This window comes from Streptomyces sp. NPDC104381, from assembly GCF_055583745.1.
Genome location: NZ_JBVJNK010000005.1, coordinates 673605 through 690739, shown reverse-complemented (window position 1 = coordinate 690739; position 17135 = coordinate 673605). Strand labels below are relative to the sequence as shown.

General features: G+C 64.9%; 16 protein-coding genes and 5 pseudogenes. 11 read left to right on the top strand and 10 right to left on the bottom strand.

The genetic code is table 11. The features are described 5' to 3' along the window. A partial coding sequence (locus tag ACZ607_RS20940; protein ID WP_469736600.1) for a universal stress protein occupies positions 1-207 on the top strand: 207 nt, incomplete at its 5' end. 61 nt (positions 208-268) lie between these two features. Continuing rightward, entirely contained in the window at positions 269-901 is a 633-nt protein-coding gene (locus tag ACZ607_RS20935; protein WP_469736598.1) for an Imm21 family immunity protein, read from the top strand. A gap of 23 nt (positions 902-924) precedes the next feature. Here ACZ607_RS20935 and ACZ607_RS20930 read toward each other — a convergent pair whose 3' ends face one another. Further along, complete coding sequence (locus ACZ607_RS20930) at positions 925-1470, bottom strand: transposase (RefSeq protein ID WP_469736596.1); 546 nt, start codon at positions 1468-1470, stop codon at positions 925-927. A 7-nt stretch (positions 1471-1477) separates the two neighbouring features. Here ACZ607_RS20930 and istA point away from each other — a divergent pair. From istA to ACZ607_RS20905, 5 genes and pseudogenes are all read left to right on the top strand, one after another. After that, positions 1478-3107 (top strand): annotated as a pseudogene (istA, locus tag ACZ607_RS20925) (IS21 family transposase). 64 nt (positions 3108-3171) lie between these two features. Further along, positions 3172-3279 (top strand): annotated as a pseudogene (locus tag ACZ607_RS20920) (IS5 family transposase); the annotation flags it as partial. A gap of 311 nt (positions 3280-3590) precedes the next feature. Beyond that, a pseudogene (locus ACZ607_RS20915) lies at positions 3591-3851 on the top strand (hypothetical protein); the annotation flags it as partial. A gap of 626 nt (positions 3852-4477) precedes the next feature. After that, entirely contained in the window at positions 4478-5350 is an 873-nt protein-coding gene (locus tag ACZ607_RS20910; RefSeq protein ID WP_469736595.1) for a hypothetical protein, read from the top strand. 215 nt (positions 5351-5565) lie between these two features. Next, positions 5566-6069, top strand: coding sequence for a DUF6924 domain-containing protein (locus ACZ607_RS20905; protein WP_469736593.1), 504 nt, complete (start codon positions 5566-5568; stop codon positions 6067-6069). Here the strand turns inward: ACZ607_RS20905 and ACZ607_RS20900 are convergent. The 4 genes and pseudogenes from ACZ607_RS20900 to ACZ607_RS20885 form a co-directional block, all read right to left on the bottom strand. Next, a complete protein-coding gene (locus ACZ607_RS20900) occupies positions 6048-6509 on the bottom strand; it encodes an ATP-binding cassette domain-containing protein (protein WP_469736592.1) in 462 nt (153 codons plus the stop codon). The two genes, ACZ607_RS20905 and ACZ607_RS20900, sit on opposite strands and share 22 nt — an antisense overlap. A 403-nt stretch (positions 6510-6912) precedes the next feature. Next, complete coding sequence (locus tag ACZ607_RS20895; protein ID WP_469736655.1) at positions 6913-7374, bottom strand: IS630 family transposase; 462 nt, start codon at positions 7372-7374, stop codon at positions 6913-6915. 161 nt (positions 7375-7535) lie between these two features. Next, positions 7536-7589, bottom strand: a pseudogene (locus tag ACZ607_RS20890) (hypothetical protein); the annotation flags it as partial. Between the two features lie 53 nt (positions 7590-7642). Next, positions 7643-7837, bottom strand: a complete 195-nt coding sequence (locus ACZ607_RS20885) for a hypothetical protein (protein WP_469736653.1) — start codon at positions 7835-7837, stop codon at positions 7643-7645. Positions 7838-8447: 610 nt separating this feature from the next. Here ACZ607_RS20885 and ACZ607_RS20880 point away from each other — a divergent pair. Further along, positions 8448-9134, top strand: a complete 687-nt coding sequence (locus ACZ607_RS20880; protein ID WP_469736590.1) for a ScbR family autoregulator-binding transcription factor — start codon at positions 8448-8450, stop codon at positions 9132-9134. Positions 9135-9225: 91 nt separating this feature from the next. Here ACZ607_RS20880 and ACZ607_RS20875 read toward each other — a convergent pair. After that, positions 9226-9859 (bottom strand): annotated as a pseudogene (locus ACZ607_RS20875) (transposase). Between the two features lie 99 nt (positions 9860-9958). Between ACZ607_RS20875 and ACZ607_RS20870 the strand changes: the two are divergent. Beyond that, positions 9959-10372: a hypothetical protein gene (locus ACZ607_RS20870; RefSeq protein WP_469736588.1), complete on the top strand. Its 414-nt coding sequence runs from the start codon at positions 9959-9961 to the stop codon at positions 10370-10372. Between the two features lie 1764 nt (positions 10373-12136). Here the strand turns inward: ACZ607_RS20870 and ACZ607_RS20865 are convergent. Next, positions 12137-12784, bottom strand: coding sequence for a ScbR family autoregulator-binding transcription factor (locus ACZ607_RS20865; protein ID WP_469736586.1), 648 nt, complete (start codon positions 12782-12784; stop codon positions 12137-12139). Between the two features lie 102 nt (positions 12785-12886). On the opposite strand from ACZ607_RS20865, the gene ACZ607_RS20860 reads away from it, so the two are divergent. Both ACZ607_RS20860 and ACZ607_RS20855 read left to right on the top strand, forming a co-directional pair. Then, entirely contained in the window at positions 12887-13822 is a 936-nt protein-coding gene (locus tag ACZ607_RS20860; protein WP_469736584.1) for a ScbA/BarX family gamma-butyrolactone biosynthesis protein, read from the top strand. A gap of 127 nt (positions 13823-13949) precedes the next feature. After that, positions 13950-14749, top strand: a protein-coding gene (locus tag ACZ607_RS20855; protein ID WP_469736651.1) for an IS5 family transposase whose coding sequence is annotated in 2 segments (ribosomal slippage) — positions 13950-14298 and positions 14298-14749 — 801 coding nt in all. Because the reading frame shifts where the segments join, the coding sequence is not laid out codon by codon here. Positions 14750-14765: 16 nt separating this feature from the next. On the opposite strand, the gene ACZ607_RS20850 is transcribed toward ACZ607_RS20855, so the two are convergent. The 3 genes from ACZ607_RS20850 to ACZ607_RS20840 form a co-directional block, all read right to left on the bottom strand. After that, positions 14766-15302, bottom strand: a complete 537-nt coding sequence (locus tag ACZ607_RS20850; protein WP_469736581.1) for an SMI1/KNR4 family protein — start codon at positions 15300-15302, stop codon at positions 14766-14768. Positions 15303-15558: 256 nt separating this feature from the next. Next, positions 15559-15933 carry a hypothetical protein gene (locus ACZ607_RS20845; protein WP_469736579.1) on the bottom strand — a complete coding sequence of 125 codons (375 nt, stop codon included), beginning with the start codon at positions 15931-15933 and terminating at the stop codon, positions 15559-15561. 211 nt (positions 15934-16144) lie between these two features. Next, complete coding sequence (locus ACZ607_RS20840; RefSeq protein WP_469736577.1) at positions 16145-17113, bottom strand: SDR family NAD(P)-dependent oxidoreductase; 969 nt, start codon at positions 17111-17113, stop codon at positions 16145-16147. Positions 17114-17135 lie beyond the last annotated feature (22 nt).

Here is a 17135-nt window from a genome sequence, read left to right as displayed (position 1 = left end):
GAGAACGGCGTCACCGTGCACAGACACGTCCTGGACGGCCCCGCGCACAGCATCCTGACCCAAGCCGCGCACAACGCCGACCTCCTCGTTCTCGCAGTCCACCACCGACACGGCATGGTCCACCGCGAACTCAGACCCACCCACCACGCCGCACTACGCCACTCCCCCTGCCCCGTCGCCCTCGTCGGCACCCCCCAAACGAACTAAGGAGTGTCTTCAAACGATCACAGCTCCACAGGCGCTGCGCCTTTCCCTGCACTATGTTCCGATGAGCGCGGGAGCATTGTCAGTGGGCGATGGCCCACTGACGTGCGTGATCACCTCTGCATCCGCCGTGGACGATGCCTCCGCTCCCTCCCTTGCCTGGGTGGAGTCGATGGGCGGCCCTCTGATCGTTGTCCCCGTCTCCGCCCTGGCTTCCTGGGGCGGGTGTACGGAGAGTGGGCTTATGGCAGGAGACGCCACTGCTCCAGACGATTACGACCGGGCCTGCGCGGTGGACGATCTGGCCGCTGTGATCCCCATCGACGAGAACGGTGCACAGGCGCTGGTGCTGGCGGACGAGCCGGCGACCAGCTGCTATCTGCCCCACTACCGGGCGTTTCTGCGGTGGCGCGCCGCCGACTCCGAGGCCGGACTGAGAGCCGCGGCGGACACTGGCCTTGCAGACCCGGCCACGGTATGGGAGGAGTGCGGCACCTGGGTCTCGGACGGTCCGGCGGTGCTCATGGACTCCGCCGAAGCGGGTTCCGATCTGGGCATCGAGTACCCCGATGGGGGGATGCCCGCTGAGGCGTCGGTTCCACTGCCCGCTGGCCGCTGGAGGGTCCGCGCCACGCAGACCAAGGTGGACGAGGGGAACTGGGTCGGCCTGGTCCAGCTCCTGCCCGCCGAACTCTGAACGGACAGTGTTGGGCCGGGGATTCAGTCGCGGCGCCCGACGTTGTGCAGATGGGCGATGCCGAGCATCGCGTGGTGTACGCCATCGCCTTTGAGGCGGCAGTCGCGCAGGATCTTCCAGGTCTTCATCCGGGCGAAGGCATGCTCGACCCGAGCGCGGACCATGCGGTGAGAGGCGTAGTGCTCTTCCTTCCAGGCGGGCAGTTTGCTCTGCCCAGGAGCGCGGCGGTGTGGGATGACGAGCCCGGTACCTCGATAGCCGCCGTCGGCGATCACTGCGGCGTTCCTGACAGCATCCTTGGCGCCGGATAGCCCCCATGCCTTGCAGTCGTTGCGGTTCCCCGGTAGTGGCTGGCCGACCACGACCACCAGTTGGGTGTCGGCGTCGATGACGACCTGGTGATTCGTCGAGTACCGGTAGTTTGGCTCTATCGACCAGTAGTGACGTCGCTTGTCGATGAGTTTGGGAGGCGCCCCGTTCCATGGACGGGTGGTGTTGATGAGTTTGGGAGGCACCGGGTCTCTTGCCAGGGCGACATAGGGATGCTCCTGGTGAAAGGTGCTGGTCATGCCGCAGATGTCCAAGGTCGAGCTGTACGCGGCGATCCGGCGTGACCATCGCGGCGGCATGTCGATGCGGGAGCTTGAACGCAAGCACGGTGTGACGTGGCGGACCGTCCGTAAGGCGCTCGACTCGGCCTGGCCGGAGCCACGCAAGAAGCTGCCACCGCGGGCGACCGCTCTGGATCCGTACAAGCCGGTGATTGACGGCATCCTCCGCGGGGATCTGGATGCGCCGCGCAAGCAGCGGCATACCGTCACCCGGATCTTTCACCGCCTGGTCAAGGAACACGGTGCGGATGTCTCCTGCGGGATGGTCCGCTACTACGTCGCCGCCCGGAAACCGGAGATCCTGGCTGAGTCCGGCAAGGCACCGCTGGAGGCGTTCGTCCCGCAGACCCACCATCCTGGGCACGAGGCGGAAGTCGACTTCGGCGATGTGACGATCCGTCTCGCCGGCGAGCTGGTGACCTGCTACTTGTTCTCCTTTCGCCTGTCGTATTCGGGCAAGGCCGTCCACCGGGTATTCGCCTCCTGCGGCCAGGAAGCCTCTTTCGAGGGCCACGTTCATGCGCTGCGGACGCTGGGCGGTGTCCCGCGGAGCAAGGTCCGCTACGACAACCTCAAAGCCGCCGTCGCGCGGGTGTTGGGCCTGAGCCGGGCCAGGGTGGAGGCCGACCGGTGGATCGCCTTCAAGTCGCACTTCGGCATCGAGAGCTTCTACTGCCGTCCGGGCATCGAAGGCGCCCACGAGAAGGGCGGCGTGAGGGGCAGATCGGCTACTTCCGCCGCAACCACTTCGTCCCCGTCCCCGAGGTCTCCTCGCTGGCCGAGCTGAACGAGATGGTCGACCAGTGGGATCGGCAGGACGACGCGCGCCGCATCGGTGCCCGGCTCAAGACCGTCGCCGAGCAGTTCGCACTCGAACAGCCCTTGCTGATGCCACTGCCCGAGGAGCCGTTCGAGACGGGCCGACTGTTCACCCCGCAGGTCGACCGCTACGGCCAGATCCCGGTCCGCACCAACCGCTACTCGGTGCCGATCCGACTTATCGGCAAGCGGGTGCACGTCGTCCTACACGCTTCTCACCTTGTGGTTTACGACCAGAACGTCGAAGTGACCCGGCACGAGAGGCTCATCGCCAAGGGCGCCGTCCGCCTGGAGCTGGATCACTACCTGGAAGTCCTGGTCTGCAAGCCTGGCGCGTTTCCCGGCTCCACCGCCCTGGAACAGGACCGCTCAGCAGGCAAGTTCACCCCCGTCCACGACGCCTGGTGGGCTCAGGCTCAGAAGGTCCACGGCGAACGGGACGGCACCCGGGCTCTGATCGAGGTCCTGCTGTTGGGACGGCACCTGCCGCACGAGCACATCGTCGCCGGCCTGGCCGCAGCCCTTCGGGCCGGGGCGATGACCGCTGACGCAGTCGCCCTGGATGCCCGCGAGGCCGCCCAGGCCGAGACGGAACCCGCTCCGGCGAGCCAGCCATTGCCCGGCAAGCCGCCGGCGAACGTGACGTCCCTGCACGAGTGGAAGCTGTCCCACCTCCCGCCGGACACCAGGCCCTGCCGTCGGTGACCCCCTATGACCAGTTGCTCCGACATCATCGCGCCAGCGGCGGTAACCACCAAGAGGGAGAAGCACAGTGACCCTGCCCCGCCAGCGAGGCTTGACCGAGCAGGCCGCCGACGCCGCCATCGACACTGTTGGAAACTGCTGGAACCAAATCTGACGGCCTGGCGGGCCGAGCGAAGGGGGAAGGGCCTGGACATCGGCCGACCGCCCGAACACGATCTGCGCCGAATCATGGACGCCATCCTAGAACTGCAGGTAGATGCAGCCCTAGGAGTGGAGCTCAGAGAGAACGCGACCGCCGCACACATTACGGGGCGATCGGTCTGTATAGCAATACCAACAGTCGCAATGGCAGCCCGATGCCCCGTATGGTTGTTTAGCGCGACTGTAAGGCACACGTAACGGAATGACCGATACTCCGCACAGCAAGTCGGCCTCCCGGGCACTGCAGAAGCGGTCGACGGAGACACGAAACCGGATCATTCACGCCGCAGTAGAAATTTTCGATGAAAAGGGATATGCCGCCGCGCCAATCAGTATGATTCTGGACCGCCGCGCAGCTCACTAAAGGCGCCCTTTACCACCATTTCAAGACGAAAGATCAGATCGCCGAGGCCCTACTGGCAGTCCAGGTGCCGATGAGCAGGATCAGCCTTCAGGAGTCCAAATGGCAGGAAACGATCGATACCTCGTTCGCCTACGCCTGCCCGCTTCAGAATCGCCCGGAGGCCAGGGCGGGAGTCCAGCTGTCCATCGATGGAAGCATGCTGCCTGACCTCGATGTTTACGGAGCACGCGCCAGTGGATCGAGTTGGTGACCTACCTGATGGCGAAGGTTGATGCGATGGGTCACTTGTCTGCCGACTGGACCCCACGTTCGGCCGCCGAGCTGCTTCAGTCCACTTCTGGGAGGGCGCAGCTGACCTCTTTGCAGATCACTGGGCCTCTTCGGAGCTATTTGCACGAACGGATCGAAAGCATGAGGAAAGGTCTACTTCCCGGCATGGCAACGATGAGTGCGCGGAAAAGGGCCTGGACTATGACGCCGGCCGCTGGAATCGCATCCGCTGGGAGGGTCCGTCCGCAGGTTGAGCGCTTCCCGCCGGCAGGTGGGGAGTTTCACGGCACCGGGCGGGGACGCAGGCGTCCTGGCTCTTACGGGAACTTTCACGGGCCGCTGTGGTAAAACAGTCCGTGCTCCCGGTTTTATCTAGGGCTCAGGAAGCGCGCGCATCACATGGTGGAGGGGCATGGCAACGCGCCGCCGACTGTCCTTGCGCAGCGCAGCCTGCCCGCCGGCACGCCGCCGGGCACAAGCATGTCAGGGCCCTGCGCGTCTCGACGGCATGCAGCACCAAGCCCCGCCTTCACAGGGGCGCGCGCTCCCCACCGCATGAACGCCGCGCTCATCCGTACTCCGCACACGCATCAGGAGTGAGAAGCCGTGATCTCGAACGCAGAAGTAGCCGAAGCGGTCGACTCCGACCTCCTCGCTTCCGGGATAGATGACCTACTTTCGAACAAGACGCTGGACAGCGCGCTGACCATGAACCGTCCCATATCCCCCTACCGCATCTACTTCACAGAAATTGTGAACAAAGTCGAGTCGCAACTCGGGCCTCCCGACCTGTATGCCGGAGGAGCCGCAGGAGTCCTCGTCCGCTGGCACCATGGGCGAAATACGCTCACGGTGACACAAGAGCAGCGAGTGACGATGTCACTCCGGTCGTCTGCGTCTCTCGACGCTGCCGAGGCCACTGCCTTCCGCAGCGGTGTGGGCACGAGACCCGGCCAGGCGCCTAGCTACCTTGAGCTTCCCTACCTGTGGCGGGTTGTACGGCGCGGGTCTGCCCTGGAGCTGCCCAGTGTTTTACCTACGAGCGACTGGGATCAGCTTGAACAGTCGCTGCGGTGTTTGTTGGAGCTGTGGGTTGAACAGACCAGCCTCCTGTACGAAGCGGGCTGGTGCGACGAAGTTGCGTTCGACGTGAGCGAGCAGGTGAGCGGAGACCGTGTTCTGGGCCTGCTACAGAGCGCAGAGGAGGGGCTCGCTCTCCTTCTTCACGACGATCGGGCAACGACTGCCAGGCCTGCGCCGAACGACGTGGTGGCCCGCGGGTGGCAGAGGGTCCATCAGTTCCGAGCATGGATTGCCTCCTTCGATCCCGGCCCGGGCACAGCTGAGATCGCAGCAGGCATCATTGTCCGTGAGCTGCGCTTGCGTGGAGTTGCTACTCCGTTGAGCGTGGCTTTGACTGCTCTGAGCAGCAACGGCGAGAGTCGGTTGCAGTTGCCTGGCGTTCCGCTGAAGAGCTGACCTTTCACCGGCTGGGTCTGCGTGCGGCCATTGCAGGTGTCCCGTCCTGGCGCGCCGAGGCCTGGGGGGACAAGCTGGTGAGCGAGGTCCGATCAGCGGGAGGGCGTCGACAGCAGGAGCCGGAACAGGGGCGGCTGGTTTCTGCTGGCCGGGCCGGCCAGCAGAAACCAAGGTCTCACACACAAGCACCAGTGTGGGGTGGGAGAGTTCTGGGCATGACGTTGCCGGAGAACCTTGAGCGAGTGCTGCCTGAGATCGGACGCGACTTGTTCGACGTTCTCGTCATCAGGACGGACTTCAGCGACGACGAGGCGTGGAACGCGGTGGTTGGGGAGTTGCACCGGCCGTGGGGGCCAAGCGGTGAGTTTGCCGCAGCAGTGCAGCTGGTCGATGCGCCTGCTTGGTCAGGAGCAACGGCCGACGAGGTTCTTGCCGCCGTGGTGGATGAGGACCTGGTCGTCGTCTTCCTCGCTGACCGCGGCACCATGCAGTCGCCGGCGCGGGCGTTGCTGGCTCTGTCGACCGTCTGGGAGGACGTGAGTGGCCTCGACCCCGTCCATTACCAGGAACTCATCGAGTCGCCGGAGCCCCGTGAGTTTCGAGCCCTGCCCGCTGCGGTGCACGGCGTCCAGGTGGGCCTGGCGCTCGGCAACGAGGACTTCGCAGAGTACGCCGGGGCTGCTTCCGTAGAGCATGATCAGGTACTGCGGCCTATTTGACCGGTGCGGCGGGCTGCCGTTGTCTCGGCACATGCGAGTCGTTCGTTGGGGTATGTCGTTGTTAGGCCGACACGCTCGATCGCGGCGGGGGCGGCACGCCACGCTTGGCGCTCACGCATCCCCTTGAGCCAGCCGACGTAGACGACGTGCTCCTGGCATGTCATGCCCGGAAGGAGGGAAGCCCGGTGGGGCGGCCAGGAGTCCCTGCGCCGGTAGTCGTGCAGAGTCTTGCCGTTCGTGGGCCACAGCTCACCGAAGCGAACCGTGCCCTCCTGCGGGGCGTTCGCGCTCGCTGCGAGCGCGAACAGGGTGCTCTTGCCGGCCCCGTTCGGGCCCAGGAGCACGGGGTTGCCCGGCGAGAGACTCAGATCGAATCTGTCGATGACAGGGCGCGTCCTGCGGCTGTAGCGGAACCTGCAGGACTGGTAGTGCAGCGGCATGAAGACAACCTCATCGACAGAACATGTTTCTCCGTCCCACTCCGCATGCGGAGTGGGACGGAGGACAGTGTGATCAGTAGGTGACAGTCAGCGTGCGAACCGACACGTTCCGCCGCCACCATCATTGACGACGAAGTAGTAGTCCCCGGCTCCGTGGTCGGACCAATTCCCCGTCGAAGTCGACGATCTGCCGCCGAAGCACTTCGTGAACGCCGCCCGGGTGTAAGCCAGTGTCCAGCAGGTTGTTCACCCCTTGTACAGCGTGACGTTCACAACGGTGTTGGCACCCGAGCATCCGGTGAACGTGAACTTGGTGCCCGTGAACGAGCTCGGCGCGTACCACTGGCGTGATTCGTACCCCGCCGCAACACCGGCAAGTATTGAGCCGGAACTGTTGGGTTTCCTACTGGATCGTGTAGCGGACGTGGCGGGCCGCAAAGTAACCGCAGACGACGTGGGGTTGCTTCTGGCGTCGCCGCAGGAAGCGGCGGGTCTCGCGGGCGAGGTCGTCGGCTGATGCGGTGCGGGCGGCGTGGATGTGGCGTTTCAGGTCGGCGTTGAGCAGTTCGTCGGGGTTGAGTTCGGGGCTGTAGCTGGGCATCAGGTGCAGTTCGACGCGATCGGCGTTCTCGGCGAGCCAGGCCCGCACCGCCTTGCTGCGGTGAACCGGGTGCCGGTCGGCGATCACCTTCCGCCCGGCCTGGCGGGCAAGGCGGTCGAGGAAAGCGCAGAACACCTTCGCGGTGAACTTGCCGGGAAAGACAGTGCACCATAGCGCGCCACGAGAGGCGACGGCGGACATGATGTTGACCTTGAAGCTCGCCCGTTCACGCGCACCAGCGGGGTCTGCCCGGCGGGTGCCCACGAGCGCCCCGGCGGTGCGGTGTCCGAACGCAGGCCGCACTGATCGGCCCAGACCAGTTCGGCCTTCTCCTCACTCGCCCGGGCCCGGATCGCCGGATACTCCTCCTGAAGCCACCGGCTGACCTCGTCGTCCTTCTGCCGGTAGGAGCGGCGTGCGGGCCGCTGCGGGGTGAAGCCGTGCCGGCGCAGCCACTTGCCCACACCCCGCTCGGTCATCGACACCCCGCACACCAGACGGATGAGGGTCCGCACCGAAGCACGGGTCCACATCACCCCACTCTGCCCGAGATCGGCCGGGGTGTAATCCCGCATCGCCTGCAGGGGACCGCTCCACGGGCGGACTCGTCGATCAACTCGCCCTTGCCCGCCTGCGGTTCACGCACTGCCGCGAGCAGCGCCTGCCTCCCGCCGGCGCGGCTGGCACGCCACCACGTGCGCGCCGACCGCTCGGAGACACCGAACATCTCGGCCGCCTGGCCGTACGTCCGCCCCGCGCTGAACAGCACCACGCCTGCCCGACGGCCCGACGTGCGCAGCGCCTGTGTGATCGAAGTTCTCATTCCCCCAGGGAATTGGTGAAACTCCTTCTTACTGTGTTCAGTGCTTCTGGCCGTGTAACGATGCTTCACAATGCGGGTGCATCGCGGGAACCAGCGGATCCCGCGATGCGCCGGAGAGTGGAAGTGCCACCCAAGGCGACCGCAATGCCACGCTGGGGTGCCATGCGGCACACAGAGGAGTGCCCCTTCGATCGGACTACCGAGAGGTGCCGAGGCTCCGCCTATCCACACTGACATGTGGGAGAGGGCTGGGTTACCACTTCCATCGCCCCCTACCTACACAACGCGTAAGGAGAAGTGAGACGAAGAGAGTATCCATGCCGCCTACATACATCCCACCCCTGAAACGCCCAACACGGACAGAATCGCCGGCGCGCACGGCTCCCGGAGGCGGGCGCAGACCTCACGACCCATTGCGGGGCAGTCGGTCGGTATAGCAATACGGACGGGCGCGGCAGTGCTCTAACATATATCTTTTGCCCGATACACCCCATTAGAGAGTGCACACGATAAAATGACCGATAACAGCTACAAAGCACCCGCCCCGCGGGCACTGCAGAAGCGGTCAGTGGAGACACGAAGTCGAATCATTCACGCCGCAGCGGAGATTTTCGATGAAAAGGGATATGCCGCCGCATCGATCAGCATGATCCTGGACCGGGCACAACTCACCAAAGGTGCCCTTTATCACCATTTCAATACAAAAGAGCAGATTGCGGAGGCCTTGCTGGGAGTCCAGGTACCGATGAGCAGGATCAAGCCTCAAGAGTCAAAGTGGCAGGAGTCGATCGATACCTCGTTCATCTACGCCCGCCTCTTGCAGACCCACCCAGAGGCCAGGGCGGGTGTCCGGCTGTCCATCGATGGAGGCGTGCCATCTGACCTGGATGTTTATGGTCCTACTCGGCAGTGGATCGAGCTGGCGACCTACCTGATGACGCAGGTTGCAGAGATGGGTCACTTGTCTGCTGACTGGACACCGCGCTCTGCCGCCGAGCTGATTCAGTCCAGTTTCGTGGGGGCTCAAATGACATCCTTGCAGATCACGGGGCCGCATCGGAGCGACCTGGGCGAACGCATCGAAAGTATGTGGAAGGCCCTGCTTCCCGGCATGGCGACTATGAAGGCGCTGAAAGGGGGCCTGGATTACGAAGCGGACCGCTGGGATCGCATCCCTTGGGAGGAACCATCTGCTGGCTGATGTGCTCGCGCGAGCTGCTGAGGCTAAGGGGTGTCCCGTAAGTGATCTCTGCGTGGGCTCGGGCATGGTGGGCTGCTGTGCGGTGGGTGGTCTATCCGGCGAAGGCGAGGTTGTGCATGCGGGCGATTCCGAGCAGGCGTGGTGGACGCCATCATCTTTGAGGCAGCAGTCGCGGAGGATCTTCCAGGTCTTCATGCGGGCGAAGGCGTGGTCGACGCGGGCGCGGACCTGCTTGTGGGACTTGTTGTGGGCCTGCTTCCAGCCGGACAGCTCCTCGCCCTTGCGGCGCCGGTGGGGCATGACGGGTCCGGTGCCCGGACAGCCGCCGTCGGCGACGGTCATGGGCGTGCCGACGGCGTCCTTCGCACCGGACTCTTCTCATGCCTTGCAGTCGTTGCGGTTGCCGGGCAGAGGCTTGCCGACCACGACGACGAGGCGGGTTTCAGCGCTGATGACGACCTGGTGGTTGGTGGAATAGCGGCCGTTCTTCGACTGCTCGGCGACGGCGTGGTCGCGGGTGGGCACCAGGGTGCCGTCCACCATCAGCACGGTGTCCTTCGCGAACCTTTGCGACGCCGGAGGGCGAGCGTCGGCCCGAGGTGATCGGTGATCCGGTCCGCCGCCGACTTCCGCAGCACCGTCACCAGCTTCCCGAACTGCCGCGGGTTCAGCCCGCTGAACGGAGTTATCCAGGACGGCTCCGACGCCGTGATCACACCAGCCACAGCGAGACCGTCTCATCTTGATCACCTGCGGATCCCGCCAGCTTCGGGCGGGACGTATCTCGTTCGTCCGGACGGACCCGGCGTGAGATCCTCACGCCCGTGGGTACTGAAACCGAGGTGGGAGGGCTGCTGCACCAGCGCGGCTGGCGGACGGCACTCACCGTCGCTGAAAGGGTGAACGCGTGGGCCGCGCTGGTGCGCTCCATCGAGCGCGGCTACAGCAACGACATCTACGAGTACACCAACGACCTGTACTGCCGAAACTGGCTGCGCGAGGCGTGGCTCCTGCTGGACGAACACATCGTCCAGCTCTGGACCCCGAAGTTCAAAGCCCTGGACGACCGGTACAAGGCCGCGACCGTCGACGACGACGGCCAAGCACTTGACCAGTTCCACAAGCTGCCCGGACCCGACCTGTGGTGGTGGCGGCGGCACCCCCGCATCCTCACCAAAGACCTCGGGCGTTTACTTCGATCGGCCGGCGCCATCGGCACCGACCCGGACGCAGCGTGACCCTCAGCCTCCTGGGATTACGGTTCAGCCTTAGGCAGGTTTCGGGGGCGACGCAGGTGCTCTAGCTCGTACACACGGAACCTGCACGACCCGCTAGGTCAAACAGTACGCACTCCCCGTTTAAAGTAGGACCCGGGAACGTCAGCCTCGTGTGGAAGGCGGGATATGGCAGATCCAGTGACGACACCGTGCCCATCCGCCCTGCCCGTGACCGTTCCGCAGGCTGCGGTAGGCACGGGGCTACAGGTCTCTGCCCGTCTGTGCCATTGGGGCATCCAGCCTCGCCCTCGTCACGCTTCGTCCGTCTCAGTGGCGCCATCATGGATGCGCTCCCCGCTGCATGCGCCCCTTACTCGATGCGTTGCCTCCGACGCCCGCCCCCAGAAGTGAGAACCTGTGATCTCGAACGCAGACGCAACCGACGCGGTCAGCGCAGACCTCCTGGCTTCTGGGGTCGACGCCCTGCTTGCGGGTGAGGAGCTGGATGATGGGCCGGCCAGGAGCCTGCTTGTCTCCCCCGTTCGCACCCGTTTCATAGAAATAGTGAGTCAAGTTGTGTCGCGAGTCGGAGTTCCTGACTTGTATGCCGGAGGAGCGGCAGGAGTCCTTGTCCGCTGGCACTATGGGCCCAACGCGCTCACGCTGGCCCAGGATCGGGGTGTGACGATGTCACTCCAGCGGTCTGCAACCCTGGACGCCGCAGAAGCAGCAGCCTTCCAAGGCGGAGTGGGCGCTGGCCCCGGCCAGGTGCTCAACTACTGTGAGCTGCCATACCTGTGGCAAGTCCAGCGGGGCTCTGCGCGGGAGCATCCCGGTGTCCCGCCTACGAGTGACTGGAAGCAGCTCGAACAGGCGCTGCAGAGCTTGCTGGAGCTTTGGGTGGACCAGACCAGTCTCCTCTACGAGGCCGGATGGTGTGACGAAGTTGCGTTTGACGTTACGGAGCATGCGAGTGGGGACCGGGTCTTGGGGCTGCTACAGAGCGCAGACGACGGTCTCACTCTCTTTCTTCACGACGACAGGACAGCCGTCGACCAACCTGATCCGGATGACATGATGGCCCGCGGTTGGCAGCAGAGGGTTCAGCTGTTTCGGGCATGGGTTGCTTCTTTCGCTCCCGGCCCAGACGCAGCTGTTGCCGCGGCAGGGATTGTCGTCCGTGAGCTGCGCCTACGGGGAGCCGATACTCCGTTGAGCGTCTCTTTGACCGCCCTCAGTAGCACTGGCGGGAACCGGTTGCGTTTGCCTGGCATACCGCTGAAGAGTTGACTCCCCACAGCGCTCGCCATACATCCGATGGCCACCACAGAAATCCGAGCGGGGCAGGTCAAGGTCACAGGGATGGACAAGACCGGTCAGACCGTTGGGCGCGACAACAGGAGCAGGAACAGGGTGCGAGCGGCTTCGGGTGGCCGGGCCGTCAGCCGAAGCGAGGGGGCTCACACGGAAGCACCGATGCGTGAAGTCCCACTCGCTCTTTGCTGTTCGTGACGTAGACAACCGGCCTCGGCGCCAACTCGTTCACGGGGTAGAGCGTGGTCAGCCCCGAAGCTCGGCACCACCCACAGGCCAGGTTCGGAGCCGATCGCAGGGACCCAATAGCGGGAGACGCGGCCACGCCCTCTCCCTGCATACGCCACGGCGCATGAACGGCTGGTGGGTATGTAGGCACTGGGGTCCGGAAGCCTCCCGATTGCCGTGGTGCGTCGCCGCCTGCCGGGGCAAGCGATCCGAGTGACGCGGTCTTAGCTCGATGCTGTGGTGTCAGGACGCGGCGGCAGCTGCCCGGTTCTGCTCCAGGAGGCGTTCAGCTCGGTGGGGGGAGGTATCCAGGCGGGACAGCACACCGGGCACTGCAATGTTGGGGAGGACCATCTCAAAGAGGGCCGCGATCTCGCGAACGAGGTCCAGCGGCTCAGCCATCGACTCCCGTACTACCTGGACCCCTGTCCAAGCCCCTACCAGCAGACGTGATGCGGCAACCGGGTCCACGTTCGGAAGCAACTCGCCGCGCGCTTTGCCTTCGGTGAGGAGATCGGCTCCATAGGCGATCCAGTCCGGCCAACGAGTGCCGAAGAGGCTGCGCGCCCGCATGTCGACCGACAGCCGGATAGAGGCGCTGAGCAGGGGTTCTCTGGGGAGCCGGTAAGCCAGGAGGAGTGCCGTGTCCACCCATTCCTGCAGCTTGAAGGTTTGGGGGGTGACCCCGTCCGAGGTCACCGCCTCCTCAAGGACCCCCCTTGCCAGCTCTTCCTTCGACGTGAAGTGGAAGTAGAGCGCACCCCGCGTGAGGCCGGCCCGCTCGAGGATCGCGGAAATCGTGGCGGCGTCGTAACCGTGCTCGTCGAAGACCTCGGCGGCCGACTCCAGGAATATCCGGCGGGTGCGGATCGCCCGTTGCTGCTGTACCAACTCGCGCTCCTCTTGACCTGGCCTGACGGCCGTTCTAAAAAGATCTTTCGCGCTACCGTATCAGCGCGCTACTGCCCATTTTGAGTCATGTCCGGGGGAACTGTGCCCGAAGTACCCGATGTCTCGCAGGCTCCGTACGTTAAGGCGGGAGGTGTAGGAGGCGTACCCAACGAGTACGTCCACCTCAGGCGCACCGACGCGGTTCTGATCACCGGGTGGGACCGCCTGGGCGATGGCGAGTTCTTGCTCACCGCACGCTGGCCCGCTCCTCCGGAAGGCCTGCCGTACGACCCCCGGGTACTCGTGCAGACCATCCGGCAGAGTGGTCTCGCCATAGCGCACGCGGAGTATGGGGTTCCGCTCTCCTATCAGACTCTGCTCAACTCCTTCGACTTCACCGTCGCACCGGGTCTCCAGGTTCCCAGCTCCACCGAATCCTGCCCACTGACCGTGAAGGTCGCGCTCACGAAGCAGAGAAGACGCGGCAGAGCTGGAAGCTCCCTCGGTCTGGACATCCGCATACTGCGCGACGACGCGATGGTGGCCAGGGCGGACTGCCAGTTCGGCTGGATATCCCCAGTCGCCTATCGCCGGCTGCGCGGCGATCGCCTCACGGCCGAGTGGGCAACATGGTCGTTGCCCGAACCGATCGCTCCCCGCACGGTCGGCCGGGCAACGGATGCTGATGTGGTGCTGGCCCCTGGAGGCCGTCCCCACCAATGGCAGTTGCGCAACGACGCGGACAACGTCCTGCTGTTCGACCACCCCGTTGACCATGTCCCTGGACTCGTCCTGATGGAAGCCGCCTATCAAGCGGCGCACGCGACCCTGTACCCAGCTTCCCTTGAGGCAACCACGGTCACCACCAGCTTCGATCGGTATACCGAATTCGACCGGCCCTGCTGGATAGAGGCGGAAGTAGTGCCCTCCACCACCTGTGGCGAGATCTCGGTACTGATCACAGGGATGCAGGACGGCAACATGGTCTTCCGCGGCCGGCTGAGCGGACAGCGCGCCTTAAAGTCCACATCTCTATAACCCCACCGGGGCCCCACCGGCAGGGAGGCCGCGCTGCTCTGGCCGGGACCCGGGGTCTGGTGCCTCCCTGGCGGCCTTAGAGGCCATCTCATTTGGGCGACTCGGTAATCTGTGAGTCGCGGTGGGGATCGTTGAGCGGCTGGTGCCGGACGAGTTGTGGGAGTTGTTCCAGCGGGTGGTGCCGGAGGCGCCGTCGCGGCCGCAGGGTGGTGGTCGGCGCCGGCACGGTGACCGGGCAGTGCTGGCTGCGATCGTCTTCGGGGCCACGTCGGGTTGTACCTGGCAGCAGCTGCCTTGGGCGTCGTTCGGCCCGTCCGGAGCGAACGTCCACCGGCGGTTCTCGGAGTGGTCGAAGGCCAGGGTGTGGGCCAAGCTCCACCGCCTGGTCCTCGATGAACTCGGTGCCCGCGGAGAGCTGGACTGGTCGCGGTGCGCGATCGACTCGGTGAACATGCGGGCCCTGAAAAGGGGGACCTGACGGGTCCGAATCCTGTCGACCGGGGCAAGTACGACTCGAAGATCCACCTGATCACGGAACGATCAGGCCTGCCCATATCCGTCGGCATTTCCGGGGCCAACCTGCACGACAGCCAGGCACTGATCCCGCTCGTGAAGGCCATCCCTCCAATCCGCTCGCGCCGCGGCCGCCGACGGCGCAAGCCCGGTAAACTCCACGCCGACAAGGGCTACGACTACGCCCACCTGCGGCGATGGTTACGCCAGCGCGGCATCACCCACCGCATCGCCCGCAAGGGAGTGGAGTCCTCCCAACGGCTGGGCCGCCACCGCTGGACCGTGGAACGCACCATGTCCTGGCTCGCCGACTGCCGCCGCCTCCACCGCCGCTACGAACGCAAGGCCGACCACTTCCTCGCCTTCACCAGCATCGCCTGCACCCTCATCTGCTTCCGCAGATTCACCAGATGAGCGAGCCCAGGCAACTTCAGAGCCTGTGCAAGCCTGCGCCCCACAGAGCAGAGTCTTGCATGGCCTGGGACCTGCCATCTGCGCTCAACATCCTGTAAAGGAACTGCGTCGTGCCGCAGTCGAAGCGGGTCCAGGTGTCGTCGCCGTGGCTGAAGAGAACCACTGGCCAGTCCTCCGGTGCGCCTTGGGCAAGCCAGCAGTACAGGTCACCACTACCATCCGCTCCCCAGGCCACCAGGTCTCCGACTGCTGCATCGATGTCGTTGGGTTTGGTGTCCATCCACGTAGCTCGAGCGTCTGCGGTGATGAACCCCATGCCGCCTTTCGGGGCTCCTGGTTCGTCACAGGTGTCCGGAGTGACGGTCGAAGGCACCAACACACTGAGATCCAGATCCGACAGGCCATCCCCGTATTGCGCGAGGAACGCCTTGAAGTCTGGCGGGAACACGAGTCTCCAGGCCGTTTGCACAGCCTCCCAGTGCACCATTGCCCCTGCTCCGGCCGGGGGCGGCAACAAGCGGATCAGGCCAGCGAGGCCATCACTGTCAATCATGTCCCTGCTCCGTCCCTTCGCGGGTCGCCTTGCAGCGATGCCGTATGAGTCGAACCCGGAGGACACCCTAACTGGGCCAAATGAGATGGCCTCTAAGACTGCGTCATGTGTTCACCCGACCGTTCTTTTCGCGGATCATTCGAACTCATCTCCATCAACGACCCCAGCTTCCGGCTCAAGAACCGCCTCAAGGTGGTCGAGCGAGACTACGACGCGGGCTGATGGCCCACGTCACTTCCGGCGGCTGAGCCTTTGGTCAGTTGGTGATCACCCGCTGAAAGATCTCGGGGAACTCGCCGTTCTCAATAAGTCCGGCAATTATGTCGGTCATGCTGTCGATGCCGGGATCCCTGACGATCAGGCCGTCCGAGACCCAGAAGTACCGGCCCCCGAGAGCCTCGTCGGTACCTGCCCAGAATTTCATCAAACGCTCGACTTCCGCGACGGTGAACACGGTCGCGGTCCAACGAGATCCGTCCTTCAGAGTCACGAAGACATCGACATTGCAGACGTCGTCCAAGTTCTCGCCGTCGCTGGGCAGGAACGACGCCTGGAAGTCCTCCATGCGGACCCGATACCAGGGCTCGTCCCACCCTCGCTCGATCGGTTCAGACGATGTGCTGTGGCTCATCGCGCGAGTGTCCCTGGGTGGGGCTTCGATCTCAACCTAGATCCCCTGCCGTGCTGCTGCTGCGCGCGCGGTGAGAGCTGGGGATGTTCCTCCGTACACAGCTGGGAGAATGTCCGTACGCCGACGAAGTCCAGCGTGTGGAGCAGCGGCTGACCGAAGCCTCCGGTCCGTCGAGCTCAGCAGCGGCGAGGCTCTGAGCGGCTTCGAGGCATCAGGCGCGGAGCAGGTCGGTCGAGACAGTCCAGAGGCGCTTGGCGATGGCGGGATCGAGCGCCCATTCCTTGACACCGTGCGGGTGCTGCGCGAGATCTGCGCCGTTCGGCACGGTGTAGGCCTCCTGTGCGTCGTCCAGGTAGTGGCCTCCGGAGCAAGCGAACTCGGGGGCGACGGCCGCGACGATGCTGGTGGCGGCCCCCTGCTCAACCGTCTTGTAGGTGAACACTCCAGCGGCCTCGGCTGCGGCGAGCGACTCCTTCTGTTCTGTGGTGAAGTTCCGCTGCAGTCCTGTCGCGATACCGCCGGGGTTCACCGCGTTGGCCACGATCCCGTCGGACGCCCAGGCACGGGTCGCCTCAACAGCGAAGAGAGAGTTCGCCGTCTTCGACTGGGCGTAGGCGATCTGCGGGTCGTAGCTGCGACGCTCGAAGTGGAGGTCGTCGAAGTCGATGCCGGAACGCATGTGCGCCGTCGAACTGACCGAGACGATCCGTGCTCCGCCGCGGTCAGCCGCTCCCAGAGCCAGGGCGTGATGAAGGCCGGTGGCCAGGGCGAAGTGGCCAAGATGGTTCGTCGCGAATTGCAGCTCCCAGCCCTCCTGCGTCCGTTCGAGACCACCGGTGACCACGCCGGCGTTGTTGATCAGCAGGTGGAGCGGGCCGCGCCATACGTCGACGAATCGTGTGACGGAGGTCCTGTCGGCAAGGTCGAGCTGGACGACTCGGGGATGGATCCCTTCGGTCGACTTCTCGATCATCTCAGCGACGGCGTCACCCACAGCCGTGTTCCGGACAGCGAGCGTCACTTCCGCCCCGGCAGCGGCCAACACACGAGCCGTCTCGATCCCGAGTCCGGAAGAAGCTCCCGTAACGATCGCGCGTACGCCTGCTAGGTCGACGCCTCGCAGCACTTCGTCCGCGGTGCTGGAGGCGGTGAAGGGCGTGGAGATGAGCGCGCGAGACATGGAACCGACTATACGCACCAGA

Coding starts and splice junctions, on each gene's coding strand:
- ACZ607_RS20935 (WP_469736598.1), top strand. CDS start 269: ATGAGCGCGGGAGCATTGTCAGTGGGCGATGGCCCACTGACGTGCGTG.
- ACZ607_RS20930 (WP_469736596.1), bottom strand. CDS start 1,470: ATGACCAGCACCTTTCACCAGGAGCATCCCTATGTCGCCCTGGCAAGA.
- ACZ607_RS20905 (WP_469736593.1), top strand. CDS start 5,566: ATGACGTTGCCGGAGAACCTTGAGCGAGTGCTGCCTGAGATCGGACGC.
- ACZ607_RS20900 (WP_469736592.1), bottom strand. CDS start 6,509: ATGCCGCTGCACTACCAGTCCTGCAGGTTCCGCTACAGCCGCAGGACG.
- ACZ607_RS20885 (WP_469736653.1), bottom strand. CDS start 7,837: ATGTTCGGTGTCTCCGAGCGGTCGGCGCGCACGTGGTGGCGTGCCAGC.
- ACZ607_RS20880 (WP_469736590.1), top strand. CDS start 8,448: ATGACCGATAACAGCTACAAAGCACCCGCCCCGCGGGCACTGCAGAAG.
- ACZ607_RS20850 (WP_469736581.1), bottom strand. CDS start 15,302: ATGATTGACAGTGATGGCCTCGCTGGCCTGATCCGCTTGTTGCCGCCC.
- ACZ607_RS20845 (WP_469736579.1), bottom strand. CDS start 15,933: ATGAGCCACAGCACATCGTCTGAACCGATCGAGCGAGGGTGGGACGAG.
- ACZ607_RS20840 (WP_469736577.1), bottom strand. CDS start 17,113: ATGTCTCGCGCGCTCATCTCCACGCCCTTCACCGCCTCCAGCACCGCG.